Origin of the sequence: Hymenobacter sp. CRA2, assembly GCF_002007105.1 — a bacterium.
Classification (GTDB): domain Bacteria; phylum Bacteroidota; class Bacteroidia; order Cytophagales; family Hymenobacteraceae; genus Solirubrum.
Map to the genome: position 1 here is coordinate 42717 of NZ_MVBC01000016.1, position 25563 is coordinate 68279.

Annotated in this window: 22 protein-coding genes; 5 read left to right on the plus strand and 17 right to left on the minus strand. The window is 62.9% G+C overall.

What is annotated here, in order from left to right; all coding sequences use genetic code 11:
* The first annotated feature begins 26 nt into the window (after positions 1–26).
* Positions 27–353: a 2Fe-2S iron-sulfur cluster-binding protein gene (locus B0919_RS20770; protein ID WP_078014217.1), complete on the plus strand. Its 327-nt coding sequence runs from the start codon at positions 27–29 to the stop codon at positions 351–353.
* A 200-nt stretch (positions 354–553) separates the two neighbouring features.
* Here B0919_RS20770 and recO read toward each other — a convergent pair whose 3' ends face one another.
* The 7 genes from recO to B0919_RS20805 all read right to left on the minus strand — a co-directional run bounded on the left by recO (position 554) and on the right by B0919_RS20805 (position 7784).
* Positions 554–1276, minus strand: a complete 723-nt coding sequence (gene recO / locus B0919_RS20775) for a DNA repair protein RecO (protein WP_078014218.1) — start codon at positions 1274–1276, stop codon at positions 554–556.
* 80 nt (positions 1277–1356) lie between these two features.
* Positions 1357–3687 (minus strand): T9SS type A sorting domain-containing protein, encoded by a 2331-nt coding sequence (locus B0919_RS20780; protein WP_139362297.1) that lies wholly within the window; start codon positions 3685–3687, stop codon positions 1357–1359.
* Positions 3688–3745: 58 nt separating this feature from the next.
* Entirely contained in the window at positions 3746–4372 is a 627-nt protein-coding gene (locus B0919_RS20785; protein WP_078014220.1) for a thymidine kinase, read from the minus strand.
* 153 nt (positions 4373–4525) lie between these two features.
* Complete coding sequence (locus B0919_RS20790) at positions 4526–4957, minus strand: FKBP-type peptidyl-prolyl cis-trans isomerase (protein WP_078014221.1); 432 nt, start codon at positions 4955–4957, stop codon at positions 4526–4528.
* A 17-nt stretch (positions 4958–4974) separates the two neighbouring features.
* Positions 4975–5517, minus strand: coding sequence for an FKBP-type peptidyl-prolyl cis-trans isomerase (locus B0919_RS20795; RefSeq protein WP_078014222.1), 543 nt, complete (start codon positions 5515–5517; stop codon positions 4975–4977).
* 93 nt (positions 5518–5610) lie between these two features.
* A complete protein-coding gene (locus tag B0919_RS20800) occupies positions 5611–6630 on the minus strand; it encodes an FKBP-type peptidyl-prolyl cis-trans isomerase (protein ID WP_078014223.1) in 1020 nt (339 codons plus the stop codon).
* Between the two features lie 113 nt (positions 6631–6743).
* Positions 6744–7784 (minus strand): DHH family phosphoesterase, encoded by a 1041-nt coding sequence (locus B0919_RS20805; protein ID WP_078014224.1) that lies wholly within the window; start codon positions 7782–7784, stop codon positions 6744–6746.
* 367 nt (positions 7785–8151) lie between these two features.
* On the opposite strand from B0919_RS20805, the gene B0919_RS20810 reads away from it, so the two are divergent.
* Entirely contained in the window at positions 8152–8571 is a 420-nt protein-coding gene (locus B0919_RS20810) for a nucleoside-diphosphate kinase (protein ID WP_078014225.1), read from the plus strand.
* A 145-nt stretch (positions 8572–8716) separates the two neighbouring features.
* Here the strand turns inward: B0919_RS20810 and B0919_RS20815 are convergent, their stop codons facing one another.
* The 6 genes from B0919_RS20815 to B0919_RS20840 all read right to left on the minus strand — a co-directional run bounded on the left by B0919_RS20815 (position 8717) and on the right by B0919_RS20840 (position 17698).
* Positions 8717–9838: an AAA family ATPase gene (locus B0919_RS20815; protein ID WP_078014226.1), complete on the minus strand. Its 1122-nt coding sequence runs from the start codon at positions 9836–9838 to the stop codon at positions 8717–8719.
* Between the two features lie 125 nt (positions 9839–9963).
* Positions 9964–11253, minus strand: coding sequence for a nucleoside permease (locus B0919_RS20820; RefSeq protein ID WP_078014227.1), 1290 nt, complete (start codon positions 11251–11253; stop codon positions 9964–9966).
* A 146-nt stretch (positions 11254–11399) separates the two neighbouring features.
* Entirely contained in the window at positions 11400–12014 is a 615-nt protein-coding gene (locus tag B0919_RS20825; protein WP_078014228.1) for a superoxide dismutase, read from the minus strand.
* A 234-nt stretch (positions 12015–12248) separates the two neighbouring features.
* The gene (locus B0919_RS20830) at positions 12249–12710 is read right to left on the minus strand and encodes a nucleoside deaminase (protein WP_078014229.1); all 462 of its coding nucleotides are present in this window, start codon (positions 12708–12710) and stop codon (positions 12249–12251) included.
* A 274-nt stretch (positions 12711–12984) separates the two neighbouring features.
* Positions 12985–16629, minus strand: coding sequence for an ABC transporter permease/M1 family aminopeptidase (locus B0919_RS20835; protein ID WP_254846637.1), 3645 nt, complete (start codon positions 16627–16629; stop codon positions 12985–12987).
* A gap of 169 nt (positions 16630–16798) precedes the next feature.
* Positions 16799–17698 carry an ABC transporter ATP-binding protein gene (locus B0919_RS20840; protein WP_078014230.1) on the minus strand — a complete coding sequence of 300 codons (900 nt, stop codon included), beginning with the start codon at positions 17696–17698 and terminating at the stop codon, positions 16799–16801.
* A 402-nt stretch (positions 17699–18100) separates the two neighbouring features.
* Here B0919_RS20840 and B0919_RS20845 point away from each other — a divergent pair, with 402 nt between their 5' ends.
* Together B0919_RS20845 and B0919_RS20850 are read left to right on the plus strand one after the other, a co-directional pair.
* The gene (locus B0919_RS20845; RefSeq protein WP_078014231.1) at positions 18101–19396 is read left to right on the plus strand and encodes a sensor histidine kinase; all 1296 of its coding nucleotides are present in this window, start codon (positions 18101–18103) and stop codon (positions 19394–19396) included.
* Positions 19397–19409: 13 nt separating this feature from the next.
* The gene (locus B0919_RS20850; protein WP_078014232.1) at positions 19410–20198 is read left to right on the plus strand and encodes a LytR/AlgR family response regulator transcription factor; all 789 of its coding nucleotides are present in this window, start codon (positions 19410–19412) and stop codon (positions 20196–20198) included.
* A 92-nt stretch (positions 20199–20290) separates the two neighbouring features.
* Here the strand turns inward: B0919_RS20850 and B0919_RS20855 are convergent, their stop codons facing one another.
* Together B0919_RS20855 and B0919_RS20860 are read right to left on the minus strand one after the other, a co-directional pair.
* Complete coding sequence (locus B0919_RS20855; RefSeq protein WP_139362298.1) at positions 20291–20869, minus strand: hypothetical protein; 579 nt, start codon at positions 20867–20869, stop codon at positions 20291–20293.
* A 213-nt stretch (positions 20870–21082) separates the two neighbouring features.
* Positions 21083–21553 (minus strand): hypothetical protein, encoded by a 471-nt coding sequence (locus B0919_RS20860; RefSeq protein ID WP_078014234.1) that lies wholly within the window; start codon positions 21551–21553, stop codon positions 21083–21085.
* A gap of 243 nt (positions 21554–21796) precedes the next feature.
* Between B0919_RS20860 and aspS the strand changes: the two genes are divergently transcribed.
* Positions 21797–23557, plus strand: a complete 1761-nt coding sequence (aspS, locus tag B0919_RS20865; protein ID WP_078014235.1) for an aspartate--tRNA ligase — start codon at positions 21797–21799, stop codon at positions 23555–23557.
* A gap of 86 nt (positions 23558–23643) precedes the next feature.
* On the opposite strand, the gene B0919_RS20870 is transcribed toward aspS, so the two are convergent.
* Both B0919_RS20870 and B0919_RS20875 read right to left on the minus strand, forming a co-directional pair.
* Positions 23644–24315, minus strand: a complete 672-nt coding sequence (locus tag B0919_RS20870; protein ID WP_078014236.1) for an MCP four helix bundle domain-containing protein — start codon at positions 24313–24315, stop codon at positions 23644–23646.
* Between the two features lie 73 nt (positions 24316–24388).
* A complete protein-coding gene (locus B0919_RS20875) occupies positions 24389–25372 on the minus strand; it encodes a phytanoyl-CoA dioxygenase family protein (RefSeq protein WP_217701054.1) in 984 nt (327 codons plus the stop codon).
* Positions 25373–25563: the final 191 nt, after the last annotated feature.

Here is a 25563-nt window from a genome sequence, read left to right on the forward strand (position 1 = left end):
TGCTTCAGCAGGCAAGTTAAGCCAAAATGCCTACACTGACCGTGCAAAACCTGCCCGGCGGCTCTATCAACGTAGGGCCCGGCCAGACGTTGCTTCGGGCCCTGCACGAGGCCGGCCACGACTGGATGCACGCCTGCGGGGGCAAGGGCCGCTGCACCACCTGCCGCATCGAGCTGGTAGCCGGTGCCGAGCACCTGGCCCCGCCCACCGCCAACGAGCTACGCTACCTCACCACCGGCCGGCTGGCGGCTACTGCTCGCCTCACCTGCCAGGCGCAATTGCCGGAAGGTCAGGTAGTAGGCCGCGTGCCCGAGGCTACCAAGTTGCCGCACGTGCAGTATATAGGCGAGTAGTAAGGACGAATACCCCTGTCATTGCGAGCAGAGCGAAGCAATCGGTCCTGGTCTCAGGCCAGACGACAAAAAAGCACCACCCGAAACCGGGTACTCCAGTTTCGGGCGGCGTTGTTTTGGGAAGATGTTGTGACGTCGTGCCGCGAGCGGGAAAAGTATCGGGGCTCGCATTTTCGCAGTAGCCGCGGAGCAGAGGGCTGCTACAGTTCGGCCAGCACTTCCGATAGCACATCGAGTGAGCGAATATCGCCCAGACCTTCGACGTGCAACTGGTAGTAGCGCAGCAGAATCAGCAGTAACTCGCGCCGCACGCGGCCGTTGGGCACGGTCGCCGATGCTATGTCGCCCTGCAGCAGCTCGTCGAAGAAGTGCTCAAACTCCTGAAAGCGCAGCACCGTGGGGCGGCTGGTGGCCGTCAGGTTCACGTCGGTAGCAAAGGCCACCTGCTCGGTAATCTGCTGCCCGGAGTCGGGCCCGAAACCCAGGTAATGGGAGAGGTTCAGCAGAAACAGCAGGGCGAAATTCTCGAAGCCGGATTCCTGCTCGTCGAAGGCCACGATGCTGCGGTAGAGAAACTCAAACAACGCGGGGTTTTCTTCTTCCTCGCGCAGCGTGCGGCTCACCACTTCCGAGAGGAACAGCACCACGCTGCTCTTGCGCACATCGTAGGGCAGGGTACGGAACGGGCGCAGGCAGCGAAACTCGGAGAGGCGCGTGAGCCCGCCGCGCGGCGACACGTAGGCCACCATATCGAGCAGGGTAAAGGGCTGAAACAGGGCAATGCGGCCCGGCGGCTTGGCTTTGCGCACCCCGTTCACCACGTAGGACTGTACGCCGCGCTGCTCGGTGTAAATGCGCGCAATGATGCTGGTTTCGCGGTATTTCAGGTAGTTCAGGACAATGCCCCGGGTCTTGATCAGCATGCGGCTAGACGGAAGGTGAGGAAGGCGTAAGGGAGAATAAACACAACAATTCCGGCGCGTGATTTTCTCCCGAGGCCTGCCTATTTCGTCAGTACGGCTACTTTGGAAATGCAGCCGTTCTGCCCGTTGGCATCGGCCGTCAGCACCAGGTACACGCCCGACTGCACGCGGCGGCCGTTGTAGTCGGCCAGGTTCCAGACCACCGTGCCGCCCGCCGCGCGCGTCTGGTACACGAGCGTGCCGGTCACGTCGGTTATTTTCACCTCCGCATTGTTGGCCAGCCCCGAAATGCCCACCTGGCCCACAAAATCCTGCCGCACGGGGTTCGGGAATACCTTGGCGCAGCTCGGCTTGCCCTCCGTGACGGTAGCCGAGCCACGGTAGCTCACCACGCCGGCCTCCGTGCCTACCCACACCTCGCCGGTGCGGTCGTCCACGGCCACGTCCACGATTCTGTTGGAGGGCAACGGGCTGTTGTCGGTGGTGAAGTGCAGCAGGCTTTCGGTGACGCCTTCGTTAAAGAGCCACAGCCCGTTGTCGGTGCCGAACCACTTGCGGTTGCCACCGTCGATGGCCACGCTCCGGACTACTTCCGAGTTCAGCGCGTCGAAGCCGGTGCCGGGGCCGCGCGTCACCAGGGGCTTGCGGAATTTGGAGGCGTCCGGCTCGAATACGTCGGCAGGGTTGTCGTACACGGCCACGCCCTGGCCGGTAGCCGCCCAGATGGCGCCGGTGCGGTCCTTGGCCAGGTCCCAGATGATGCCGCTCGGGAGCCCCCCGTCGGCCTGGGTAAAGTTGCGCGTCAGGTTGGTAGTAGGGTCGTAGGCTACCAGGCCGGCGCTGGTGCGCCGGGTGCGCCCCGTCCACGCGCGGCTGAGGTCGTCGAAGGTCAGGCGCTCCAGGCTTTCGGAGCCGGCGAAGGCCGACAGCGTCTGCCAGCGGTTTTCGGCCGGCACGAAGCGGAACAAGCCCGGCTGCCCCTGCTTTTCGTGGCGGTTCACCACCCACACGCTGCCGTCGGGCGCCACGGCCACGTCGGTGAGGCGGGTGTAGTTGGGGTCGGAGGGGATGGCGCTGAGCAGCGGCGAGCCGGGCGTACCCTGCGTAAACTGCCGCCACTCGCCGGGGCCCTTCCACTCCAGCAGACCCGCTCCGTAAGCCGCGACGTACAGCGTGCCGTCGGGCGTGCGGGCGCCGCGGCTCAGGTCCTGCAGGTTCGGAAACTCCGCCGCGTTGTAGGTGCGCGAGGTGACGTTGGTCCACTGCCCGTCGGCATCGTAGATGTAAAAGCCGTCCCGGGCGTTCTGCTGAACCGAGTTTTCGTTGTAGCCGCCCGAGAATACCGTCACCGTGCGGCTGGGCGCATCAGTCAGGATGTTGAAGGCCTTGGCCGTGGCCGGCCCGTTGGCCACGAAGCGCTCCGCGTCGTTGCGGTCGGGCGTGGCGCGAACCAGGCCGTTGGTGAGGTCGGCCACGTACACCGGGCCGCTTTGCGAGCGAATGGCGTCCTGCACGTTGTCGAGCAGCGGACTCTGCACGCGGCTGCGCACGCGGTTGCTGCGCGGATCAAACACGTCGACCTGCCGCGGCATGCCCACCAGCAGGCCGGCAGCCGAAGAGCGCAACGAGCGGAAAATGTAGCTGCCGTAGCTCTGCGCTGCCCAGCCCGCGCCCACCGCGCGGTAAATGTTGTCGTTGTTGACGCCTGCGTACACCTTGCCCTGGTGCGTCACCAGCGTGCGGTACGGGTCGCCGGAGCGCGCACCGAAGCCCGTGGAGACGCGCCAGTTGGTGTAATCGAGCAGGTTGGTGCTGAGGCGACCCCGCATCAGGCCCGCGCTGGTGGCCGCGTACAGCGAGTCGTTTAGCACGGTGGTGGCGTATACCCGCGGCACGGTGCCGCCGGGGCCGAAGCTGCTGTAGGTGTCCTTGACCTGGTAGCGCTGCAGATCCAGCACCACAATGCCGAAGCTGGTGCCCAGGTAAGCCAGGCGCCGCGCGATGTTGATGCTGTAGATGGTTTTTTCGCCCGCAATGGTCTTGCGCTTGATGTCCGTGATGGACGTGACCACGCGGCCGTCGGGCGCCAGAATGTCGATGGCGCCGTTGCCGTAAGCTACGACCACCTGCTGCGTGAGCGAGTCGTAAGCGAGGGCGCGCACGCCCACGTCGCTGAGTCCGTCGCGCCGCGACAGGCGCTGCACCGAGGCCGATTCCTTATCGAATGTGTAAAACGACGCTTCGGCGGCTACAAACAAGCGCTGGCCCGCATCCACCACCACGCGCGACTGGTTGGTGGGCAGGTGCAGCTGCCAGTCGCCGTACCCGGCGGTGCGTTGGGCCCAGGCCGAAGAACCCATAACGAGGCCAAAGCCCGCCACGAGGCAAGCAGTGCGTAGCGCTTGTGTCATGCGATAAGAAGAAGGCAACTAAGATACTACCGCGCCGCATAACGCCGCGCCTCCGGAATTAGTGCTTCGTGGCTTCGGCCACCGCATCGGCCTCCGATTTCTCCTGCTGCCCTTCCAGAAAGCAGTGCCGGCAGCGCGCTTCGTAGGAATCGGTTTCGCCCAGCAGTACCTGCTCGGCCGAGGCTGCCTTGCGGAAAGAGTAGGTGGCAATGTCGCCGCAGCGCACGCACACGGCGTGTACCTTGGTTACGTACTCGGCCACGGCCATGAGCTGCGGCATCGGGCCGAAGGGCTGGCCGAGGTAGTCCATGTCGAGGCCCGCCACGATGACGCGCACGCCGTGGTCGGCCAGCTGGTTGCACACTTCCACCAGCGAGTTGTCGAAGAACTGCGCTTCGTCGATGCCCACCACGTCGCAGCTGCTGGCGGGCAGCAGCATTTCCTGCGGGAAGGCAATGGGCGTGGAGCGGATGCTGTTCGCGTTGTGCGACACCACGTCCTCGGCGTGGTAGCGCGTGTCGAGGGCCGGTTTGAAGATTTCGACCCGCTGGCGGGCAATTTTGGCCCGGTTCAGGCGCCGGATCAGCTCCTCGGTCTTCCCCGAAAACATCGAGCCCACTACCACCTCAATCCAGCCCCGGCGGGGCAACTCGCGGCTAGTGCCGACGCGGGGTTCAATAAACATGCTCAGGCGAAAAAGAGGCGGATTAGAAATCCGAAGTTACACCGACGAGCCGGGCATTTTCAAGCCACGGCCCGAAACCGTTGGCGCAGGCGGCGGCCTGGCTCAAACAAAAACCGGCCGAAACGTCTGAGGGTTAACGTTTCGGCCGGCCGGTTAATTCACGTGCACAATCTCCAGTTCGAACACCAAATCGGTGTTGGGCGGAATGCGGTACTTGGTCTCGTCGTCGGGGTCGCGCTGTCCACCGGGGCCGTAGGCCAGTGCCGCCGGAATGCGCGCCCACACGCGGGCGCCGGCCGGCAGCAGGGGCAGCAGCTCGTCCCAGCCCGGAATGACTTCACCCCGGCCGAGGCGCACCCGCAGGGGCTTCCCGTACGTGGCCGAGGATTCGAAAAACTTGCCGTCGGGCAGAAAGCCGGTGTAGTGCACCCGCACCGCGCCCTTGGGCCCCGCTGCTTTGCCCGCGCCGGGCTGGCGCAGCACGTACTGCACGCCGCCGGGCGTACGCAGCGTGTCGGCGGGGGAGCCGGCCAACGCCGGCAAACTCAGCAGCAGCCCGGGCAGCAGACGCAGCAAAATTTTCATTGCGGAGCCCGAAGCCGTTATTGCCCTACATTTATCAGCTCGACGTCGAACATCAGCGGCGTCCACGCTGGAATAGCACCCCCTTGGCCCTGGTAGCTGTACGCCAGGTGCGAAGGAATCAGCAGCAGGGCGCGCTGCCCCTTGTAAAGCTTGGGGAAGGCCTCGTTCCAGCCGGCAATGACGCTGCCAAGCACGAAGGTAGTGCAGCCGCAGGGGGTGCCGTTGTCGACGGAAGCGTCGAAACGGAAGTTGTCGGATATGCGACGCCCGATGTACTTCACCGAAATCGAGCTGCCCTGAACCGGCTGCGGGCCAGAAGTCACCGTGTTCAGCCGTACGATGTACAGGCCCGTGCTGGTGCGCTCGTAGTTGGTGATGTTGTTGTCCTGCAGGTATTTCTGGATGGTAGCGTCGTCGAGAACTTTGTGTTCCTCGATCTGCTTCTCCAGTTCTTTCATGTCATCGGTTTTGTTGTCGCAGGCTCCGAGTACGAGCAGTAGCGGCAGCAAAGCCAGAAAAAAGCGGCGGGCAAAGGTGTACATAGAAAAAGGGGTACGCATAGGGTGTGAAAACAAAAAAGCGGGCGGCCAGCTGGATGAAGAGCCGGCCGCCCGCCGGCGGGTTGCACGAAGCCCCAGGGCTAATTTAACACATTAGCGGCCTTGCGGAGCACCCTGCGGCATGCCGCCGGGCATCATGCCGGGAGCAGGAGCCGCAGCTGGCTTGATGTCGACCAGTTCCACGTCGAAACGCAGGACGGCGTCGGCCGGAATGTCGGCGCCGGCGCCGCGCTGGCCGTATGCAAGGGCCGAGGGAATAATCAGCGTGGCCTTCGAGCCTTTGTTGAGCAGGGCAATGCCCTCGTCCCAACCCGGAATCACGGCGCCCACGCCCAGCGGGAATTCAATCGGCCGGCCGCCGTTGCCTTTAGCCGAAGAGTCGAACTCCTTGCCGCTGAGCAGCGTGCCGCGGTAGTTCACCGATACCGATTCGCCCTGCTTCGGCGTAGCGCCCGAGCCCGGCTGGGTAATCACGTAGTAAACGCCCGAAGCGGTTTTCTTGGCCGGCAGGTTGTTCTTCTGCACGTACTCTTGGATGGTTTTCTCATCCAGCGGCTTCTGCGCGGCTTCGTGCTGCTGCATTTTGGCCTGCATTTCCTGCATGGCTTTCTGCTGTGCGGCCATGGCGTCGGCCTGGTTCTGGATGGCGGCCACCTTCACGAACAGCGTCATCGTGTTGCCGTGCTTCTTGATCTGGGGCGGAGCCGGCTGGCCGGTGGTTTTCAGCGACAGGGAGTCGGCATTGAAGCGGAACACGCCCGAGTCGCCGGGCTGCAGCAGCGAAATAGCCTCTTCCAGACCACCCTTGCGGGTTACTTCCTGCAGCGGCACGCGCACCGGGAAGCCCATCTGCTGCTTGCGCGACTGGAACAGCACCGAGTCCTTGGCCGTGTGGTACTCCACGTGCAGGGCAATGATCTGCCCGACGTTCTTTTTGTAATCGGCGGCGGCGGTTTCGGGCTTGATGTCCTTGGCCTTACCGGACTTGTCGAAGATTTTGTATTCGATGCCCGACTTGGTCTTGGCAAAGTTGGCGTTGGCCTGGTTGCAGGCGTTCAGACCGACGGCACTGGCCACCACGGCCGGCCACAGAAGAAGGGATTTGCGGAGCATGAAAGAGGGAAAGAGAGACAATGCGGAGCTAAAGGTAATTAGCGCTCAGAGCTTAGCCGCAGCCAGCTGGAATTTAACGGGTAGGGCAACGGCCGGCGGCCGCCGCGCAATTATTAGTGGGGCGGGGCCACGGCCAGCGGGGCCGTCACCAGTTGGGTTTGGTAGTCGGGCAGCAGGCTCAGGAAGCGCTGCACCGTGGCGTCCAGCGGCTCGTGGCTGATGCCGCCGGCCGCGTTGTGGTGCCCGCCGCCATTGAAGTGCCGGCGCGAAAACTCGCTGACTGAGAAGTCGCCCACCGAGCGGAAGGAAATCTTTACGGCGTTGACGCGGTCGATGAGGATGGCGGCGAAAACGATGCCCTCGATGCTCAGGGCGAAGTTTACCAGGCCCTCGGTGTCGCCGGTTTTGGAGTGGTAGTGCTTCAGCTCGTCGGCCGTAATGGCGATGTAAGCCGTGTTGTACTCGCGCAGCACCGTGAGCTTATCCTTGAGCACGAAGCCCAGGAAGCGCAGCCGCTCCTCGGAGTGCGAGTCGTAGATGCGCCGGTGCACGGCCGAGAGGTTGATGCCCGCGTCGAGCAGCTCGGCAATGATCATGTGCACGTTGCGCGAGGTGCTGGGGTGGCGGAACGAGCCCGTATCCGTCATGATGCCTGCGTACAGGCACTCCCCGATTTCCGGCGTGATCAGCGCCTGGTCGCCCAGGTCGCGGATGAGCTCGAACACCAGCTCGGCCGTGGCCGCGGCCGTGGGGAACGAGAAGGCGATGTCGGCGAAGGACTCCGGCTGCTCGTGGTGGTCGACGAGGACCTTGGTGGCCGAAGAGCGGCGCACAAACTCGCCCAGCTCGTGGATGCGACTCAGAGCCGAGAAATCCAGGCAGAAGATGACGTCCGTCTGGTTAAGAATCTCCTGCACGCGCCGGTCGTTGCGACCGGGTTCGTGCACCACCACTTCTTCGTTGCCGGGCATCCAGCTCAGAAAGTCGGGGTAGTCGGATGGCGTGACCACCGTCACGTGGTGGCCCTTCTTGCGCAGGTAGCCCGCCAGGCCCAGCGACGAGCCCAGGGCGTCGGCGTCGGGTTTGTGGTGCGTGGTAATGAAAATGCGCTGCGGCTCCCGTAGGAGCTCCTTCAGTGCCGTGACGTCGTGCATTGCCGGCTGATAGGTGACTGACTTTGCGACCCTTACGGGGTAGCAAGGGGGCAAATTTCGGGAATGATTCCCAAAGTTGTTCTCGGGCTCAACAACCGGGCGGGTCTTTTCGGTTCGGCGGGGGGCCAGAACGACGCCCTGCGGGCCGGGCCGGGCGGCCTGCCGGTACCCTGGTTCGGGATTTTAGGGCCCGGCTGTCCCCACTAATCTCGTTGAGTAGCCAGTGTAACTTGCTTAATTACTTGCGTCCGGCACGGCGCTATCGGGACAAACCCCTAGTTTTGCGGCCGAAAATTAAAATCTCCCGTAGCCGGCCGGGGTGCTTTCGGCACCCGGCGATTCTCATCCCTACATTTCCCTGACCGACATGGCAACGAACCGCACGTTCACGATGATTAAGCCCGACGCTACCCAGGAAAACCACATCGGTGGCATCCTGAGCATGATCGAGGCCGGTGGCTTCCGCATCGTAGCGCTGAAGAAAACCCTGCTGACGGCCGAGCGCGCCGGCCAATTCTACGCCGTTCACAAGGAGCGCCCCTTCTACGGCGACCTGGTGAAGTACATGTCGTCGGGCCCCATCGTGGCGGCCATCCTGGAGAAGGACAACGCCGTGGCTGACTTCCGTACGCTGATCGGCGCCACCAACCCGGCTCAGGCCGAGGAAGGCACCATCCGCAAGAAGTACGCGAAGAGCATCGAAGCCAACGCTGTACACGGCTCCGACTCCGACGAAAACGCCCAAATTGAAGGCGACTTCTTCTTCGGCTCGGACGAGCAGTTCTAAGCTCTGAAACCCAAAGGCCAAAAGCTGCTTGTTTGGGTAGCTCTCGGTCTTAACCAACAAAAAAGCCTCTCTGTATCATGCAGAGAGGCTTTTTTGTTATACTGGTTTTGTGCTCGATTTATACCAATTTTATACCTACGAGCTTTTACCGGCTGCCGAACCCGATGCGGGCGTTGCTGCCGGTAAGCTCGAAAGCGGGCGTTTCGCGGTTGTAAATATCCGCCAGGGCCGTGGCTTCGGTGAGAGCATCGGTATGCCCTAATTCGGCCGCCAGGGCTTGGGCTTTTTCCTGCACCAGCGGTTGAAAGTGGTAGGCGGCAATCAGGCGGCCCTTGCGCAGCAGCGCGCTGTCGATGCGCGAGAGGTCCGTGTTGAAGGTACACACAATCTGGATGTGAAAGCAATCAGCCAGCAGCCCGTCGGAGAGGTTGAGTAGGTTGCTCACGGCGCTGGAGCCGCCCTGGCCCGCGTCGCGCTTCATCAGCAGGGCTTCTGCATCCTCGATGACGAGGATGGAGTTGGTGTTGTCGTGGAGCAGATTGATGAATTCCGGGTCGGCGATGCGCGCGGCCAGGTTGGGCGGGATGAACAGCTTGGGCTTGTCGGTGAGGCCGCAGAGGTGGCGGATGTAGCTGGTTTTGCCGGTGCCGGGCGGGCCGTGCAGGATGACGATGCCCTTGTCCTGGGGCTGCTGCAGGCGCTGCACGATGGCCTCGTGCACGGGCGGCAGATCGTCGTTGTAGTGCGTGGCCAGGTCCAGCGCCGGAATTTTGATGTTGAGCGGGGTAAACTCCAGGTCGTTGTAGGCCAGGCGCAGCACGTGGATGCGCTGCCGCTCCTGCTGCCCGATTTCCAGGTGCGTGTTTAGCAACTCGCGCAGGCTGGCCAGCTCAGCGGCGTCGGTGTCGGGGGAATAGAATACCTGCACGCCCCGGTCGCTATAGGCGCCGTGGTCTTCTACCAGCACGAGCAGGTGCGGGGCCAGGTGCAGGGCCCACACGTTTAGCTCGGGCTCCTTGCCCACCTTCTCGATGTAAACGGAGTGCGCGACGGTGGCCGCTTCCAGGTCGTAGCGGGCGGCCAAGGTTTGGAGCACGGCTTGGCGGGCTTCGTTGCTGGCCAGCTGGAAGATGAGCTTGCGTGGCCGCACGCCGAAGTGCTGATGGAACCAAGCGACGGGCAGAAAGTAATTTGATTTATCGAACGTAGCGGATAAGTCGACGGCAGCGGGCGGAGAAATAGCAGCTCGTAGGGTAGATGTACTCATGGTATAAAGAAAAGAAGAAAAAATAATAGATGAAAAAAGAGGCGCCGTCGGCGGCCGCGTGTACCGCGGCCGCCGACGGCGCCTTCTGTAAGGGGCTGGCGGCGCTCCTTGTGCCGCCTCGGCACTTAGGCCTGCTCTACCGACAGCACGGGCTCGGTGTGCTCGGCGTCCTGCACTTCCTGCGAGTTGTGCTTGTGGCGGAACAGCACCACGAACAGCACGGCAATGACCAGCGCGTAGGCAGCAAAAGCCAGCCAGATGCTGTGCCAGTCCTTCGTCACGCCATCGGCGGCGGTGAAGTACCGCTCGATAACGATGCCGCTGACTGAACTGCCGAGTACGGCCCCAAAGCCGTTGGTCATCATCATAAACAAGCCCTGGGCCGAGGCGCGGATGGACGGGGCCGTCTGCGTTTCCACGAACAGGGAGCCGGAGATGTTGAAGAAGTCGAAGGCCATGCCGTAGACGATGCAGGAGAGGATGATCATCCACAGGCCCGAGCCGGGGTTACCGTAGGCGAACAGGCCAAAGCGCAGCACCCAGGCAATCATGCTGAAGAACATCACCTGCTTGATGCCGAAGCGGCGCAGGAAGAAGGGAATAGCCAGGATGAACAGCGTCTCGGAAATCTGCGAGATGGACATGATGATGGCCGGGTAGCGCACCGTCAGCGTGTCCTGGTACTCCGCGTTCTTGTCGAAATCGTGCAGGAAGGTGTCGCCGTAGGCATTGGTGAGCTGCAGGGCGGCGCCGAGTAGCATGGCGAACAGGAAGAAGGTGAGCATCTTCGTGTCGCGCAGCAAGGCGAAGGATTTTAGGCCCAGTATGTCGACCAAGGAACGGCTCGGCGTGTCGCGCGCGGTGGGCGGGCACTTGGGTAGCGTAAACGAGTACACGCCCAGCAGAATGGCCGCGGCGGCCGCTACGTAGAACTGGTTGGCCGACTTTTCAAAACCCAACAGGCTCACCGTCCACATGGCCACCACGAAGCCGACGGTGCCCCACACGCGGATGGGCGGGTAGTCCTTCACCACATCAAGGCCCTCACGCTTGAGCACCGAGTACGACACGGCAATGCTCAGGGCCAGCGTGGGCATGTAGAAAATCATGTTCAGCAGAATCACCCAGAAGAACATGCCCGGGTCGGTGACCAAGGGAATGGTCAGCAGCACCAGGCCGCCGAGGATGTGCAGCACGCCGTAGAGCTTCTCGGCATTCACCCACTTATCGGCCACGATGCCCATGAGCGAGGGCATGAAGATGGACGCGATGCCCATGGTGGAAAAGATGGCCCCAAACTGCGCCCCCGACCACTGCTTGGTCTGAAACCAGTACGCGCCGATGGTTATCAGCCACGAGCCCCAGATAAAGAACTGTAGAAAGCTCAGGATGGTGAGACGAAGCCTAGTACTCATGCGGGTGCGGTTGGGAGGGGAATGAATAAGCCCATAAAGATACAAGTTTTTGACAGCGGGAAACGTACCCGCCCAGCCGGGGCAGGCGGCAATAAAAAGCCCCACAGCGGGGGCTGCGGGGCTTTTTGTGAGCAAGCGGAGGCGCGTTAGGCCTGGGTGTCTTCCGCGAAGCGGCGGTTTACCTCATCCCAGTTGATGAGGTTGTAGAAGGCCTGAATGTAGTCGGGCCGGCGGTTCTGGTAATTCAGGTAGTAGGCGTGCTCCCACACGTCGAGGCCCAGCAGGGGCGTGCCGTTGCAGCCCGTGTCGGGCATCAGCGGGTTGTCCTGGTTGGGGGTGGAGCAGATCTGCAGGTTGCCGTCCGTCATCTTGCACAGCCACGCCCAGCCCGAGCCGAAGCGGGTGGTAGCAGCCTTGGTAAACTCCTCCTTAAACTTGTCGTAGCCGCCGAACGTCTTCTGAATGGCCTCGGCAATGGCGCCGGTGGGCTCGCCGCCGCCGTTGGGCGAGAGGACTTTCCAGAACAGGTCGTGGTTCCAGTGGCCGCCGCCGTTGTTGCGCACCGCCGCCGGAGCCTTAGCGATGTTGTGCAGGATTTCCTCCAGCGACTGATTTTCCATCTCAGTGCCGGCAATGGCGTTGTTCAGGTTCGTGACGTAGGCCTGGTGGTGCTTGGTGTGGTGAATCTCCATCGTCTTGGCGTCGATGTGCGGTTCCAAAGCATCGTAGGCGTAGGGCAGCTGGGGCAGTTCGAAGGCCATAGCAGTTTGGGGTAAGGAGGTTAAGGGGTTGAAGGCAAAGCGTCGCCGGACGGCCGGTACCAGCCCGCGGCGGCAAGCAATTTCGTCGGTAAGCTAACCGCCGAAGGGGCACGGGGGTTACAAAAAACGGCGCGGCGGCCAAAAGTAACCACAGATGAAACGGATTTCTAACGGATGATAATGATTCGGGCGCTGTACCCCCAACCTCACCAGACCAGTACACCTTAGCAACAATCAGCGCCGCCGCTCGGCAAAGAAGCGCTGCATGAGGGCGGCGCACTCCTCGGCCAGCACCCCCGTAACGACCTGGCAGCGCGGGTGCAGCAGCTGGCCGTGGCGCGAATAGCCTACTTTGGGCTCGGGCGTGCCGTACACCACGCGCGGCACCTGGGCCCAGGCCGTGGCCCCGGCGCACATCACGCAGGGCTCCACCGTCACGTACAGGGTGCAGTCGTGCAGGTACTTGTTGCCCACGAAGTTGGCGGCCGCCGTCAGGGCCAGCATTTCGGCGTGGGCCGTCACGTCGCGCAGCTGCTCGGTCTGGTTGTGCCCGCGCCCGATGATCTGGCCCGTGGCCGTGAAGGCCACCACCGCGCCGATGGGAATTTCGCCGGCCGCGTAGGCCCGCTCGGCCTCGCGTAGGGCCTGGCGCATGAGCCGTTCGTCGTTGGCGGCGGTCGGAGGGGACAGTTTCATGAGAAAAGACGCGGGCAAAGATACGCCGGGTGGCCCCGCACCCCGTTGCGGAACCTCGCCACCGGTGGCTGCTTATGCCGAAGCCAACCAAAGCAAGCAGCTGGCGAAAGGCCGGTCAGAACTGTCGCAGAAGGAGAGGGCCCGTCGTGGCCGGGGCTCAAACGCAGTGGTGCCACGACTTCCAAAGTCGTGGCACCACTGGTTTAATCGTCCACAAAATCCGTGAAATCCTAACTAAAGGTCGGCGTAGCTAAGAGTCCGTCTGACTCCGTGGTCAGGCTTTCTTCTCCTCCGGAATCTTCACGTTATCGTCCGGGTTGCGGTCGATGAGCTTGTTGAAGGGGTCGATGCCCACGCGCTCGGGCTTGCTGGGCACGGTCAGCTCGATGCGGGAGCGGCCAGGCGGCAGGCGGCGCTTCTGCACCAGCACGGGCACGTCGTGCCACTTGCCGGCTTTGTCCTTCTCACGGCCCATGATGCCTACGTCGATGAAGTCCTGGGTTTTGGCGGCCGTTTCGTTGCCCAGCGAGTCGGCGTAGAACTTCTTGGTATCGACGGTGAACTGCACGCGGTACTGGCCGTTGGGCAGCTTGCGGTAGGAGGCCGAGTCGACCTTGTTCTCGTAGAGCGTAATCTTCTCGAACATGTCCGTGACCAGGTACTGCAGGGAGTCGGGCGTGTGCTTGCGCAGGTAGCCCACAAACTCCACCGAGTTGGTGTACGGGGCGCGCTGGAAGGCCACCTGCTGGCGGTATTCCTTGATGGCGGCGTTGACGGCGTCTTCGCCCAGGTAGTCCTGCAGGGCGTACATCACCAAAGAGCCCTTGCGGTAGTGGATGTAGGGCTGGTTTTCAACCAGGTACAGCGGTACCTCCTTTTTCTGCTCCAGGCCTCGGCCCGAGAGGTAGGAATCCAGCTCGTAACGCAGAAACTTCTTCATCTTCTCCGCTCCGTAGAGGTGCTTCATCACCATCAGGGCGCTGTACTGGCTCAGCGTTTCCGACATCAGCGTGGAGCCCTGCACGTTGCCGCCGATGATCTGGTGGGCAAACCACTGGTGGGCCACCTCGTGGGCCGTCACGTAGAGCGGGTAGTCGATGTCCTTGGGGTCGGTGCTGTCGACTTCGGCAATGAAGCCGATGCTTTCCGAGAAGGGAATCGTGTTCGGGAACGACTGCGCGAAGCCCGCGTAGCCCGGAAACTCCAGGATGCGCACCTGCCGGTGCTGGTAGGGGCCGAAGTGCGTGGTGTAGTACTGCAGGCCCTCTTTCACGCCCTTGGCCATGCGCTGGAGGTTGTACTCGTGGCCGGGGTGGTAGTAGATTTCAATCGGGACGTTGTTCCACTTATCCTTGTAGACCTGGTAGCGAGCCGAGAGGAAGGAGTAGAAGTTCAGGATGGGCGCGTCCATCTTGTAGTGGAAGTAGCGGCGGCCGTCCTGGGTCCATTCCTTCTGCAGGTAGCCCGGCGCAATAGCAATCTGGTCGGGCGCGGTGCTGACGGTGGTTTCGAAGCGAATCCAGTCGGCGTCGTTGCTGATGTAGGTGTTCCGGCGCGCCACCGAGTCGTTGACGGCGGCCATGCGCGGCTTGGGCTTCAGGTCTTGCTCCTTGCGCGTGTCGTCGTCGCCCAGCTCCCAGTCGGGCTGGTAGCCGATGTGGGGCAGCAGCTGGGAGTTGACGAAGGTGCCGTTGTACACGATGCTGGTGTTGGCGCGGGCGTTCTTGAAGCCGGGGTTGGTGTAGGCTAGGTCGAAGTTGAGCTGCACCGAGTCGCCGGGCTGCAGGGGCTGCTGCAGGCGCAGAATGCGGTAATCCACGTCGCCGACCTTGTCGTGCAGCACTTCCTTGGCCGGGCGGGCCAAGGCCAGCTGCTTCACCTCGGCTTCGGCCACGCCCATCAGGTGCAGCGAGTCGATGGCCTGCCGGCTGCGGTTGACCAGCCAGTACGAGCCGCGGAAGCGCACGTCGCGCTCCTGGGGGAAGATATCCACATCTACCTTGACGGCCGAAATGCGCGGCTGCACGGCCTTCTCGTAGCGCTTGTACTTCCGCTCATAGCTGGCCGTAAGCTCTTCGTCTTCGTCGGAGGAGCGGTACTCGTTCAGCACGTTGGTGTTGTAGAAGATGTAGCCGCCCACGCCCACGAAGGCCAGCAGCGCGCCGCCCGCCACGCCCGCCAGGGCCGGCGAGAGGCCGTAGCGGGCCTGCTGCCAGCGCCACGAAAAGCGCGTTTCGGTGCCGCGGGGCCAGAGCAGGGCCGAGGCCAGGGCCAGCAGCACGGCAAAAGCGCCCCAGTAGAGCTTGAAGGCGAAGAAGGGCCACACGAAGTGCCCGTAGCCGTTCATGGCCGAGTAGAGCACCGAGGGGTTGGAGTTCGGAAACAGCAGGTTGTGCTCGATGCCCAGCGTGCCCTTGAAGATGTCCAGGGCGTAGTACAGGATCATGATGAAGTGGCCCATGTACTTGTTGTTCACGAGCACCTGCACCGTCATGGCCAGCACGCACAACATCAACATCTCCACCAGCCGGAAGCCGAATAGCTCCTTCACGTACACGTCCAGCTCGTAGTGGAAATAGCCCTTGGCGGTTTGCAGCAGCAGCCCGCAGAGCATCACCACCGCCAGCAGCACTACCTGAATGGCCATCAGCGCCCCGAGCTTGGCCACGAAGGGCACCCAGGCGGGCATGGGCATGGCATCGTAAATCTGGTTGACCTTGCTGTCCCGCTCGCGCCACACCAGCTCGCCGGCGTAGAAGGTGATGATGATGAGCTGAAACAGGGCGTAGGTGCCAGCCAGCAGCTGCACCACCTGCGGGGTGGTGGGAAAGGTGTTGGTGCCGTACATCTTGCCCACCTGCAGGCCGGTCATCAGCAGCATCAGCACGCCGGCCCCGGCAATGCCGATGAAGTACACGCTGCGCACGGTGCTCAGAAACTCCAGGCGCAGCAGGCGGCTCAGCTGCGCCCAGGCCAACCCGGCCGTGAAGCGCGGGGTGATGCGGGGCAGCACCAGCTTGCCCGGCGACTCGACTACGCCCAGAGCGCCCTTGGGGCGCGGGCCCGAATCGGCCTTGTTGGCGAAGCTGAAGCGGAACACGAAAAAGCAGGCGGCCAGCGCCACGGCGCCTACCGACACCCACAGCAGGCGGTTTTGCACCACCCAGGTGCTCCAGGGCAGCAGTTGGGTGTTTTTCTCGGCCACCGTCCAGTAGCGCTGCGTCAGATCAATAGCCTGGCCGCCCAGCGGGTCGAGCAGGGCCTTGAGCAGGTCATTGTCCAGATCCTGCTGCAGGCCGCCGCTGATGGAGTAGAGCACCAGAAACAGCACTCCGCCCAGGTAAATGGCCAGGGCCGAACGCGTGAGCGTGGCGGCGGTGAAGAAGATGGCCCCGGTCAGGAATACGTTCGGAATGACGAACTGCAGGTAGGGCATCAGGTAGGGCATCAGCCGGTTCGGCCCCAGCCGCGCGGCATCGATGCTCGGCCAGTAGGTGGCCAGCCAGGCGCCCAGGCCCGCGCCCAAAAACACGGCTATGGTCACCACGAACGAGCCCAGGAAGCGGCCGCCGAGGTAGCCGGCTTTGCTGATGGGGGCCGTGTAGTACAGCGAGTGGGTGCGGTGGTCGAAGTCGCGGAACACCGGCGTCCCCATCATGGCCGAGGTGATGAATACCCCGAACAGGCTGATAACCGTGAGCAGGGTGTTGATCTGGTAGGCCGAGTTGGCCAGCATCTTGCCCGAGCCGCCGCCCACCGTCAGGCTCACGCCGAACACGCCAGACAGGGCCAGCATCAGCAGGAAAGCCATCAGGGCCATCAGCCCGAAGTAGATGTACGTCGCCGGCCGCTTCAGGCGGTAGCGCAGTTCGAAGAGGAATATTTCGAGGAACATGATTTCGGTCTTCTTGACCGTCACGTTGAGCTGCCTATTTCAGAATGTCATTCCGAGCGAAGCCGAGGAATCTCGCGTGCTAACGTCGGAAATCATTCTTCCAACGACGCGGTAGAGATGCTTCGACAAGCTCAGCATGACGCCATGCAGCGACGTAGAAGCCGCCGGGCCAGCTCAGCATGACGTTCGGTTTTTAGCCTTTCACCGCCTTGGCGGCCACCTGCTCGGCGGCGTGGATGCGGGCGAAATACACGTCTTCCAAGGTGGGCTCGACGCCCTCAAAGCCGTTGCCGGGCTGGGCCAGGCTGTGCACGTGGATGATGGTCTGCCCGGCAAACAGGCGCGAGGAAATCACCGAAAACTGCTGCTGGTAGCTCTCCAGCTCCTGCTTGGCAATGGTGCGCCGCCAGATCTGCCCGCGCATCTCCTCGATGGCGCGCAGCGGGTCGCCGGTGTAGAGCACCTGCCCCTTGTTGATGATGGCGAACTGCCGGCACAGGTCCGACACGTCCGACACGATGTGCGTGCTCAGAATCACGATGCGGTCCTCGCCGATTTCGGCCAGCAGGTTGTGGAAGCGGTTGCGCTCCGTCGGGTCGAGGCCGGCCGTGGGTTCGTCCACGATGATCAGGCGCGGGTTGCCTAGCAGGGCCTGCGCAATACCGAAGCGCTGCTTCATGCCGCCGGAGTAGCCGCCCAGGTTCTTGTTGCGCACGTTGTAGAGGTTGGTCTGCTGCAGCAGCGCGTCGACCACCTGTTTCCGTTCGCCCTTGTTGCTGATGCCCTTGAGCACGGCAAAGTGGTCGAGCAGCTCGGCGGCCGTCACCTTGGGGTACACGCCGAATTCCTGGGGCAGGTAGCCCAGCACTTGGCGCACCCGCTCGGGCTGGCGCAGCACGTCGATGTCGCCCAGCTGAATCGAGCCCGCGTCGGCCTCTTGCAAGGTGGAAATCGTGCGCATCAACGAGGATTTGCCAGCGCCGTTGGGGCCCAGCAGTCCAAACATACCCGGCTCGATGCGCAACGAGACGTCGTTGAGGGCCTTGGTGCCGTTCGGGTAGGTCTTGGAAAGGTGTTCGATGACCAGTTCCATGGTGAGAGAAGGTTAGGATGTTGAGGCGTTGAAAGAATCAGGGATAAGATAGCAGCGGCGGCGACGCGGTTGCCCGGTAAATGCGATTAACTCGTTGAATTCGTGCCGCAAGCACGTCTTTCGCCGGATGAGCACGACGGGCCGCTGCCCGGTAAGCAAACCTAACACGGGGCCCGGTGCGTCCGCCGGCAAATCGACCAACGCCGTGGCTCACGGCGGCAACACCGGCTGCCAGCGCCCCGCCGGGCGGCAAATGCCGTTGTCGGCTGCTGGGGTGGCGTTGCCGGCTGGCCGGGCGGGGCTGGTCGATTTGCCAGCCGGCTTACCCGGCGCGGGCCTTACATTCGTGAATGATGAACCCGGTGGCCTGGCCGCCGGACTGACGTTGATACTGCCTTTGTTATGGCCGAATTTCTGAGGCGAGGAGCCCACCAACTAGCTGCCTGGTGGCTGCGGCCGGCTGCCCCGCAAGCGGTGCCCGTAGGCATCCACGTACTGCTGTGGGCGCTGCTGCTGGGGGCCAACCTGCTTCGGCTCAGCATCAAGTGGCTGGCCGAGGGGGCTGACACGTGGTCGTGGCCGCTGATGCTGGCCGACCTGGCCGCTACCGTTGCCACCTACGCTTTGCTGTTTTACTTCACTTGGCTGGTGCTGGTGCCGCGCCACCTCAACCGGCAGAAGCCCGTGCGCTTTCTGCTGGTGGTGCTGCTGACGGTGATAGTCACCGCCATGGTGCGCTTCACCACCAATATCGGGCTGGGCCTGATGCCCTCCATGTGGCCGGCGCACGTGGAGGGGCCGCCCCCGCCCACCGGTTCGGTAACCGATTCGTTTTTGGCGGGCCTGCGCGCCGGTTACCGCCAAGGCTACAAATCGGCTTCGAGGGCGCAAGAATCAATGGGTGCCGACAAAACCACCGGCAAGAACATCGTGCCGGCCACACTGCTCATTATGCTACTGGGCATCTACCTGCGCCTCGGCAACGACCACCAGCACGAGAAGCGCCGCCGCCGACAGGCCGAACGCGAGCGGCAGGAGCTGGAAAAGCAGCACCTCGCGGCCGAGTTGTCGCTGCTGAAAGCGCAGATCAACCCGCATTTCCTCTTCAACACGCTCAACAACATCTACTCCCTGGCCACGGCCCACGACGTGGAGGCGCCCGCCGCCACGGCCGTGCTGCAGCTGGCCGACCTGATGCGCTACCTGCTCTACGAATCGGCCACCGATACCGTACCGCTGCGCAAGGAAATCGAGCACCTACGCAACTTCCTGAGCCTGCACCTGCTGCGCCTGCCCGGCGCGGGGCCCGAGCGGCTGCGCTTTGAGGTGGCCCCGGAGCTGGCCGAGGCCAACCTGCCCGTGGCGCCCATGCTGCTGCTGCCGCTGGTGGAAAACGCCTTCAAGCACGGCGACCTGACGGCTCGCCCCCACGCCGTGGAGCTGGAACTGACCCAAAACGGCGCTGAGCTGGTATTTTCGGTGCAGAACCGGCGCCGCGCGCCGCGCCCCGGGCCGCCGCAGCCCGGGGGCGTGGGCCTGAGCAACCTGCGCCGCCGCCTGCACTTGCTGTATCCCTCGCGCTACGGCCTGCACATCGAGGAGACGGCCGACTATTACCGCGCCACGCTTACGCTGGTGCTCACGCCGGCTGGCGCTGCCCCGCTGCCGCTGCCCGCTGCCCAACTTGCTGCCGTTTAGCCCCGCCGCTGTTATGGAATCCACACCCGCCCCGCCTACCCGCATCCTCACCTGCGTTGCCGTCGACGACGAGCCGCTGGCCACGGCCGTGATGCAGCGCTACTGCGCCCAGCTGCCGTTTCTGCAGCTGGTGGCCACTTTCCACGACGCCATGTCGGCCTTGTCCTTTCTGCAGGCCACGCCGGTCGACGTGGTCTTCCTCGACATCGAAATGCCAGGCCTCACCGGCATGCAGCTGGCCCAGATTCTGCCGCCCGGCCGCACGCGCGTGGTGCTCACCACCGCCTACGACCAGTACGCCGTGCAGGGCTACGAGCTGGGCGTGGCCGATTACCTGCTCAAGCCTATCGGGTTTCAGCGCTTCGTGCAGGCTGCCAACCGGCTGTACCACAGCTTCCAGACCGAAACCGCGGCCCCGGCTCCGCCAGCACCCGGCCCGAGTGCCGCTGCAGCTACCGACGCCGCCCCGCCGGTAGCCGCCGATGCCATGTTCGTCAAGAACGAGCACCGGCTGCAGCGCGTCGCCTTCGACGACATTCTGTACATCGAAGGCATGAAGGATTACCTGATGATTTACACCGCCGAGAGCGGCAAAATCCTCACGCTGCAGTCCTTTCGGCGAGTAGAGGAGGTGCTACCGCCGCAGCGTTTCGTGCGCATCCACAAGTCTTTTCTGGTGGCGCTGAACCGCATCGAGCACGTGGAGCGCGGCCGCGTGCAGATAGCCGGCCGCCTGCTGCCCGTCGGCGACGCCTACCGCGACGCGTTTATGGCCTTGATCCGGGCCTACAACCAGCTGTAATGATGAGACAAGAGTAGGGAGAGGTGAGAAATGAGACGACGTTCTGCGAAGTCTCGTTTCTCACCTCTCCCTACTCTTGTCTCTAAAAAAAGCTACTTCAGCTCCACACTCTGCATGATGGCCTGGGCCACGGGCTGGTACTGCGCCTGCTCCTCCACCGGGCTGATGAAATGAAACACGTACTGCTGCCCGCCCTCGATGGCGTACTGCATCAGCTCGTAGCGGCGTAGCGGGGCCATCATTTCGCGGCCGCGGCGGGTGTCGCCCAGCGTCGAGACGAACTCCAGCACGATGAAGTCGCGCTTGTTGATGGTCTTGATGTCGTGGGTGAGGATGTCGACCTTGGTGTAGGTGCTCTTCAGCTTCGACTCGTAAATCTTCAGCAGCAGGGCGTAGTCCTGGTTGGTGAAGGTGGTGGGGCGGGCGGCAATGCTGTAATCGATGCGGCCGGCGGGGTTGCTGAACACAGCCAGCGGCTTGCGAGCCGCCGGGTACTTGGTGGCAATGGCGTCGTCGGGCAACGGCTGAAAGTCGGCCGGTACGCCTACGGTGAGGTTTTTGGCGACGTCCACCTTTTTCAGCTTGGGCGGGGCAAAGGCAGTCAGCAGCCACACCAGCGGCAGCAAGGCCAGGGCGCGGCGTAGCACGGAGAAACGGAATGCAGGGTTCATGGCAATCATCGGCGGCAAAGTAACGCAGTCCGGCATGGGAAAATTTCAGGGTGGGACAGGCCTGCTGCAAGGACAAAAAAGAGCGTCATGCTGGGCCCGGCCGAAGCATCTCTACGGATAGTAATCTGCTGGTTGAGATTAGTATCAGGCGAAGCGGGAGAGATGCTTCGGCCGGGCCCGGCATGACGTGCTGAAGACTTGCGTCTGAATGGCCTAGAACAGACCTTTCTTCTTTTTCTTGGCCGGCGCCGCTACCGACGGGTACTTGATGCTCACCTTCTTCCAGTACAGGTAGTTGTCGATTTTGGCTTCTACCAGATACGTGCCAGCCGGAATGTGGCCCAGGTCGACGGGGGCGCCGGTGTGCGTGGCCGGGTCCAGGGCTTGCTCGTACACCACGGCCTTTTTGTAGTTGGTCATGGTGAGCTTGCCGGGCTTGGTAAACTGCTGGGTGAAGCTCAGCAGCACCGAGTTGGAGTTGGGCTTGGGGAAGATGTCGATGCCCGACAGGGTTTCCACGCGCTTGATGCCGCCGTCCAGAATCAGCGGCTCGGCTGCCGACTTGGTTTTGATTTCGGTACCGGTCGTTTCCGACTTGGTTTTGGTCTTGACCTTGGTTTGGGCCTGCGCGGCCGAAACGGTGAGCAGAGCGGTGGCGGCGAGCAGGTAAACGGAGCGTTTCATGGCGTAAGCAGTAGTTCCGCGCAGCTACGCGGACAAATTCGGGGGTAAAGGTCGGGGTTCGGAGCCAATAAAAAGGTGGCCGAAGCGCCCTTTGCACATTCCGGGCCAAATTGCACAACGCGCCTTGTACGTGCCAATCGGGCGCGCGGCTTGCCTATCTTTGCCGGCTCCAAAACCGATTGACCGGCCGCCTCCGGGCGGCTGCCACTGCCCGTTTGGCAACGGCGGGCCTACTTTCTGCTTATGCTCCGAACCCACACCTGCGGCGATTTGCGCCAGGAAAATGTTGGTCAGACCGTTACGCTCAGTGGCTGGGTGCAGCGCACCCGCGACATGAACGCTGTGCTCTACCTCGATTTGCGCGACCGGTACGGCATCACCCAGGTCGTGTTTGAGCAGGGCGTCGAGGCCGAGGCCCTGCGCGAGCAGGCCCGCGAGCTGGGCCGCGAGTTCGTGGTGACGGTGACGGGCCGCGTGGCCGAGCGCTACAGCAAAAACGCCAACCTGCCCACCGGCGACATCGAAATCCGCCCCGAGACGCTGACGGTGCTCAACCCGGCCAAGCTGCCGCCCTTCCTCATCGAGGACAACACCGACGGCGGCGACGAGGCCCGCATGAAGTACCGCTACCTCGATTTGCGCCGCAATCCCGTGCGCCGCAACCTGGAGCTGCGCCACCGCCTCGCGCAGTCGGTGCGCCGCTACCTCGACGAGCAGGGCTTCCTGGAAGTGGAAACGCCGGTACTCATCAAGAGCACCCCGGAAGGCGCCCGCGACTTCGTGGTGCCCTCGCGCATGAATCCCGGCCAGTTTTACGCCCTGCCCCAGTCGCCGCAGACCTTCAAGCAACTGCTGATGGTGTCGGGCTTCGACCGCTACTTCCAGATCGTGAAGTGCTTCCGCGACGAGGACCTGCGCGCCGACCGCCAGCCGGAATTCACGCAGATCGACTGCGAAATGGCCTTTGTGGAGCAGGAAGACATCCTGCAGACCTTCGAGGGCATGACGCGCGAGCTGTTCAAGCAGGTGAAGGGCTTCGATCCGGGCGAGTTTCCGCGCATGACCTACGCCGACGCTATGCGTCTCTACGGCTCCGACAAGCCCGACACGCGCTTCGCCATGCAGTTCGTGGAGCTGAACGATGTGGCCAAGGGCCAGGGCTTCCCGGTGTTCGACAACGCCGAGCTGGTGGTGGGCATCAACGCCTCGACCTGTGCCACCTTCACCCGCAAGCAGCTCGACGAGCTGACCGACTTCGTAAAGCGGCCCCAGGTGGGCGCCACCGGGCTGGTATACGCCCGCGTGGAGCAAGACGGCAACGTGAAGTCGTCGGTGGATAAGTTTTACGGCCCGGAGGCGCTGCAGCAGTGGAAAGCTGCTTTCGACGCTCAGCCCGGCGACCTGCTGCTCATCCTGGCCGGCCCGGCCGACAAAACCCGCAAGGCCCTGAACGAGCTGCGCCTGGAAATGGGCCAGCGCCTGGGGCTGCGCAACAAGGAGGACTTCCGCCCGCTGTGGGTGGTGGATTTCCCGCTGCTGGAGTTCAACGAGGAGGAGGGCCGCTACTTCGCCATGCACCACCCCTTCACCTCGCCCAAGCCCGAGGACATTCCGCTGCTCGACAGCAAGCCCGGCGAAGTACGCGCCAACGCCTACGACCTGGTGATTAACGGCACCGAAATCGGCGGCGGTTCCATCCGCATCCACGACCGGGCGGTGCAAGCGCGCATGTTCGAGCTGCTGGGCTTCTCGCCCGAGGAGGCCGAGGCGCAGTTTGGCTTCCTGCTCAACGCCTTCGAGTACGGCGCTCCGCCCCACGGCGGCATTGCCTTCGGCTTCGACCGTCTGTGCTCCATGTTCGGCGGCGCCGACAGCATCCGCGACTTCATTGCCTTCCCCAAGAACAACTCCGGCCGCGACGTAATGATTGACTCGCCCGCGGAGATTTCGCCGGCGCAGCTCAAGGAGTTGAGCATCGACACGAAGGTGGAAGCGGGAAAGTAATTCCTATAGTAGTCTGAAACACGAAGCGGCGCCTGATGCATCAGGCGCCGCTTCGTGTTATATTATCTACCGTATTGGTTGGGAGCTCAGTTCAGCCGAAAGTTCTTCAGGCTCTTGGGCAGCAGCGCGTGCCGATCCAGCAGCAGGGCCTGCAGAATGGCCAGCGTACATATCACCAGTACGACAATTTTCAGGTTGCTCACCAGGCCGGCGTCCACTTCCATATCCTGGGAGCTTTTCGACAACTCCTGGCCCACCCGCTGTTGAATCTGATTGAGGTGAGTCAGGTCGTCGTGAATGCGGGCAAACTGCTGCTCCAGGCGCGCCTGCACCAGCTCCGTGGAGCCCGTTGCGGTCAGCAGCTCTTGTTCCAGAGCGTTGTACTGGCGCAGCCGGGCCTTGAGGGCACCAAATACCTGCACTTCTTCGGCTACCAGGTAAGTAGCCTCGTAGCGGGCTAGGATGGAATCAACCTGCACATTGTGGCCGCCGAGCTGCACCTGCGCGTAACGCTGCCGGGCCGTCGAGGGCCGACTTTGGTAGCTGGTGAGCAACTGCCGTTTGCTGTACATCAGGTCGTTGAGCTGAAACAGGCCGGCCGCTGGCAGCAGCCGGTCCTGGTACAGCGACGAGACGGACGTATTCATGTCGTGCAGCAGGCGTTTCTCCCAGAAGCTGCTGCCCAGCACCACGAGCAGGACAACCAGAAACAGGGCCGTGGGCTTGGCTTTATGATGGATTCGCTGGAGGGAAGTCATAGCCGATGGGTGAGAGGTAAAGCATAAAATACAAAAAACCGGGCAAAACTGCCCGGTCTCGGTGGCCGCCCCGTCAGAGCCAGGCCATGGTTTCCTGAAAATTCACCGGGTACATATTCAGGTACTGCACGATGCGTGGGTAGTGGCCCCGGTTCGGGCTGCTGCCGTGCGGCAGCATGTGGTGCCAGATAACGAAGTCGCCGGCTTCAGCAGCGATGGGCACGGCCTGCGCATCCAGGTTCACGCGCCGCGGGTCGGTGCCGGGCGGCAGGCTGGCCAGCCACGTTTCCAGAGTGCGGTGGAAGCCCGGCACGCAGCAGAAGGCTCCTTGCTCGGCCGGGGTGTCGCATAGATACAGCAGACCCTGCGTGCCGAAGTGGAAGGGCGGTTCCAGGCTCAGGTCCCAATGCAGGTGCGGGCCCTGGAAGGGCAGGGCGGTGGTTTCGGGCGGGTTGAAGCTGGTGCGGTCGGTGGTTTTCCACAGATCGGCCGTACCCCAGAGCTGGGCAAACGCCTTGTGGATGCGCCTAGACTGCCGGTTGGCCTGCAGGGTGGGGTGATGGTAGAATTCCATCATGATGCCCTTGCCGATGCGCTTCTGGTACCAGGTAGCCGGGTTTTGCGGGTCCATGCCCAGTGCTTCCCACACGGCGTTTTCGGTGGCGCGGGCCTGTTCTTTGGAAATAGCGCCGCGCACAATTACGTAACCGTGCTCGGCCCAAAACGCCAGGTCCTCGGCGCTGAGCACGTCGGGTTCGGCTTCCAGCTCCTGCAAGCTCTGCTGCAGAGCCAGCGGGTATGGCTGGCCGGAAAACAGGCTGTTGAGCCGGTCGATTTGCGGCGGGTCGAGTTGCCCGTTATGCTTGCTGAGCACCCAGCTTTCAAACTCCGCAAAGCTCGGAGCCGAGCCCAGCAGGTACTGCAGGGTTTCTTCTAAGGGCAGGCCCAGCCCGTTGAGCAGCAGGTTGTCGAAGCGCCAGTCTCGGTCGGTCGTCTCCACGAACACGCCGTTGCGCTTGGCTAGCGTCCGCGCCCAGAAGGGCTTGAGGTGCAGCACGCCCAATTGCCCGATTTCTGCCGCCTCGTCCGCTTCAGGCCGGGCACGAGGGCGCTTTAAACTGTTGATAAACTTCGAAAGCATCCTGTTGCCCTTAACTAATTAACCTCAGCAAGGTAAGCCGAATACCAGCAAAGCGGCAACTGCCGCGCCTGCTGGTAGCAGCCCGGAGGTCGTGCCCTGGCGTTGCT

Bases quoted from the DNA above. Each gene is read 5' to 3' on its own strand.
- B0919_RS20770 (WP_078014217.1), top strand. From the start codon at position 27: ATGCCTACACTGACCGTGCAAAACCTGCCCGGCGGCTCTATCAACGTA.
- recO (WP_078014218.1), bottom strand. From the start codon at position 1,276: ATGCTGATCAAGACCCGGGGCATTGTCCTGAACTACCTGAAATACCGC.
- B0919_RS20780 (WP_139362297.1), bottom strand. From the start codon at position 3,687: ATGACACAAGCGCTACGCACTGCTTGCCTCGTGGCGGGCTTTGGCCTC.
- B0919_RS20785 (WP_078014220.1), bottom strand. From the start codon at position 4,372: ATGTTTATTGAACCCCGCGTCGGCACTAGCCGCGAGTTGCCCCGCCGG.
- B0919_RS20790 (WP_078014221.1), bottom strand. From the start codon at position 4,957: ATGAAAATTTTGCTGCGTCTGCTGCCCGGGCTGCTGCTGAGTTTGCCG.
- B0919_RS20795 (WP_078014222.1), bottom strand. From the start codon at position 5,517: ATGCGTACCCCTTTTTCTATGTACACCTTTGCCCGCCGCTTTTTTCTG.
- B0919_RS20800 (WP_078014223.1), bottom strand. From the start codon at position 6,630: ATGCTCCGCAAATCCCTTCTTCTGTGGCCGGCCGTGGTGGCCAGTGCC.
- B0919_RS20805 (WP_078014224.1), bottom strand. From the start codon at position 7,784: ATGCACGACGTCACGGCACTGAAGGAGCTCCTACGGGAGCCGCAGCGC.
- B0919_RS20810 (WP_078014225.1), top strand. From the start codon at position 8,152: ATGGCAACGAACCGCACGTTCACGATGATTAAGCCCGACGCTACCCAG.
- B0919_RS20815 (WP_078014226.1), bottom strand. From the start codon at position 9,838: ATGAGTACATCTACCCTACGAGCTGCTATTTCTCCGCCCGCTGCCGTC.
- B0919_RS20820 (WP_078014227.1), bottom strand. From the start codon at position 11,253: ATGAGTACTAGGCTTCGTCTCACCATCCTGAGCTTTCTACAGTTCTTT.
- B0919_RS20825 (WP_078014228.1), bottom strand. From the start codon at position 12,014: ATGGCCTTCGAACTGCCCCAGCTGCCCTACGCCTACGATGCTTTGGAA.
- B0919_RS20830 (WP_078014229.1), bottom strand. From the start codon at position 12,710: ATGAAACTGTCCCCTCCGACCGCCGCCAACGACGAACGGCTCATGCGC.
- B0919_RS20840 (WP_078014230.1), bottom strand. From the start codon at position 17,698: ATGGAACTGGTCATCGAACACCTTTCCAAGACCTACCCGAACGGCACC.
- B0919_RS20845 (WP_078014231.1), top strand. From the start codon at position 18,101: ATGGCCGAATTTCTGAGGCGAGGAGCCCACCAACTAGCTGCCTGGTGG.
- B0919_RS20850 (WP_078014232.1), top strand. From the start codon at position 19,410: ATGGAATCCACACCCGCCCCGCCTACCCGCATCCTCACCTGCGTTGCC.
- B0919_RS20855 (WP_139362298.1), bottom strand. From the start codon at position 20,869: ATGAACCCTGCATTCCGTTTCTCCGTGCTACGCCGCGCCCTGGCCTTG.
- B0919_RS20860 (WP_078014234.1), bottom strand. From the start codon at position 21,553: ATGAAACGCTCCGTTTACCTGCTCGCCGCCACCGCTCTGCTCACCGTT.
- aspS (WP_078014235.1), top strand. From the start codon at position 21,797: ATGCTCCGAACCCACACCTGCGGCGATTTGCGCCAGGAAAATGTTGGT.
- B0919_RS20870 (WP_078014236.1), bottom strand. From the start codon at position 24,315: ATGACTTCCCTCCAGCGAATCCATCATAAAGCCAAGCCCACGGCCCTG.